The organism is Paracoccus sp. DMF, from assembly GCF_004407025.1.
In the GTDB taxonomy this organism is placed as follows: domain Bacteria; phylum Pseudomonadota; class Alphaproteobacteria; order Rhodobacterales; family Rhodobacteraceae; genus Paracoccus; species Paracoccus aminovorans_B.
On the sequence record NZ_SOKV02000112.1, the window covers coordinates 1 to 2272 of the forward strand.

3 protein-coding genes are annotated in these 2272 nt (G+C 67.0%); all 3 read left to right on the plus strand.

All coding sequences use genetic code 11. The annotated features are described in order from the left end of the window. Positions 1-124, plus strand: a 124-nt coding sequence (locus E3D03_RS20495; protein ID WP_263568486.1) for a phage BR0599 family protein, incomplete at its 5' end; no start/stop codon positions are given. Then, entirely contained in the window at positions 121-555 is a 435-nt protein-coding gene (locus E3D03_RS20500; protein ID WP_062563504.1) for an NlpC/P60 family protein, read from the plus strand. The genes E3D03_RS20495 and E3D03_RS20500, both read left to right, overlap by 4 nt. Before the next feature lie 9 nt (positions 556-564). Continuing rightward, positions 565-2272, plus strand: a 1708-nt coding sequence (locus E3D03_RS20505) for a glycoside hydrolase TIM-barrel-like domain-containing protein (protein WP_263568485.1), incomplete at its 3' end; no start/stop codon positions are given.

Consider the following 2272-nt stretch of genomic DNA (forward strand, 5'->3'; position numbering starts at 1 on the left):
CGCGACCTGCGGGACGAAGTTCGCCAATGTCGCCAACTTTCGCGGCTTCCCCCACATCCCAGGTCAAGACGCGGTCCTGCGCTACGCTAGCAAGGACGGCGGCCACGAGGGAGCTGTGCTGTGAAGGCCGCCGATCCGACCCGCGTCATCGCCGCTGCCCGATCCTGGCTTGGCACGCCCTATCACGACCAGGCGAGCTTGCGCGGGGTCGGCTGCGACTGCCTCGGCCTCGCGCGCGGTGTCTGGCGCGACGTGGTCGGGCCGGAGCCCTTCCCGATCCCGCCCTACAGCCGGGATTGGGGCGAGACCGGTCCGCGCGAGGTTCTGGCGGATGGAGCGCGGGCGATGATGCCGGAGATCGCACCGGCAGATGCCCCACCCGGCGCGCTGGTCCTGTTCCGCATGATGCCCCGCGCTATCGCCAAGCATGTCGGCATCCTGACCGGACCGGGCACCTTCCTTCACGCCTATGAGCGACTAGGCGTGATCGAGGAACCGCTGACGCCCACATGGCGACGCCGCATCGCCTTCGCCTTCCTCTTCCCCGCTCGCTGAGATTTTCCCATGGCCACGCTTGTCCTCGGCGCTGTCGGTTCCGCCATCGGCGGGGCGTTCGGTGGCGCGATCCTCGGTTTTTCCGGAGCCGCCATCGGCGGTTTCATCGGCTCGACCATCGGTTCGGTCGTCGATAGCTGGATCGTGTCCTCGCTGGCGCCCGCGCAGAAGATCGAGGGCCAGCGCCTCGACAGCTTGCGGATCACCTCGGCCACGGAAGGCGCGATCATCCCGCGCCTTTACGGCCGCATGCGCATTGGCGGCAACATCATCTGGGCCACGGATTTCCGCGAGGAGACCAAGACCACGACACAGGGCGGCGGCAAGGGCGGCGGCGGTGGCCGGGTCCAGACGACGGAATACCTCTACTACGCCTCCTTCGCGGTCGCCTTGTGCGAAGGCCCGATCACCGGCATCGGCCGCATCTGGGCGGACGGCAAGCCGCTCGACATGACCGGGATCACCTGGCGCTGGTATCCCGGCGACGAAGCGCAAGCTGCGGACCCCTTCATCGCGGCCAAAATGGGGGTGACCAATACCCCAGCCTATCGCGGGACAGCCTATGTGGTCTTCGAGGAACTGGCGCTCTCGAACTACGGCAATCGACTGCCGCAGCTTTCGTTCGAGGTCTTCCGGCCGCTCGCGGATCCCGACACGGCCGAGGGGCTGGTCAAAGCCGTGACCATGATCCCGGCCTCGGGCGAGTTCACCTATGCTACCGAAGCGGTCCGCAAGACAGTCGGGGCCACGACCACCATCTTTGGCCAGACGACAGGCGGCACCACCTCGGCCGAGAACCTGAACGCGCTGCCCGATGAGGCCGATATCGTCGTGGCCCTCGACCGTTTGCAGGCCATGGCCCCGGCCGTCGAGAGTGTCAGCCTCGTCGTCGCCTGGTTCGGCAATGACCTGCGCGCGGGCAATTGCTCGATCAAACCGGGCGTCGAGGTGGCGACGAAGGTCACCAGCCCAAAGGTGTGGACGGTCAACGGCGTGGCACGGGCCGCCGCCCATCTCGTCAGCCGCGATGCCGAGGATCGGCCCGTCTATGGCGGCACACCTGCGGATTTCGCGGTGGTGCAGGCGATCCGCGAGATGAAGGCGCGCGGCCTGCGCGTCACCTTCTATCCCTTCCTGCTGATGGACGTGCCACCCGGCAACACGCTGCCGAACCCCTACAGCGCGAATGCCGCGACGCCGGGCCAGCCGAGTTTCCCGTGGCGGGGCCGGATCACCTGTTCCCCGGCGTCGGGCTATGCCGGAACTGCGGACAAGACAGCAGCCGCCGCAACACAGGTCTCCAGCTTCTTCGGTACAGCCACCCTGGCGCAGTTCGCAGTATCGGGCGACAACGTGAACTGGACCGGCCCCGCGGGTGACTGGGGCCTGAGGCGCATGATCCTGCATTACGCCCATCTCTGCACGGTGGCGGGAGGTGTCGATGCCTTCCTGATCGGGACCGAGATGCGGGGACTGTCGACGATCCGGTCCAGCGGCAGCGCCTATCCGGCCGTGACGGCGTTCAAGGCGCTGGCGGCGGATGTAAAGTCAGTCCTCGGCGCGGGCACCAAGGTCGGCTATGCTTCCGACTGGTCCGAGTATTTCGGCCACCAGCCCGGCGATGGAACAGGGGACGTGTTCTTCCACCTCGACCCGCTCTGGTCGGACGCGAACATCGACTTCATCGGCATCGACAACTACATGCCGCTCTCCGACT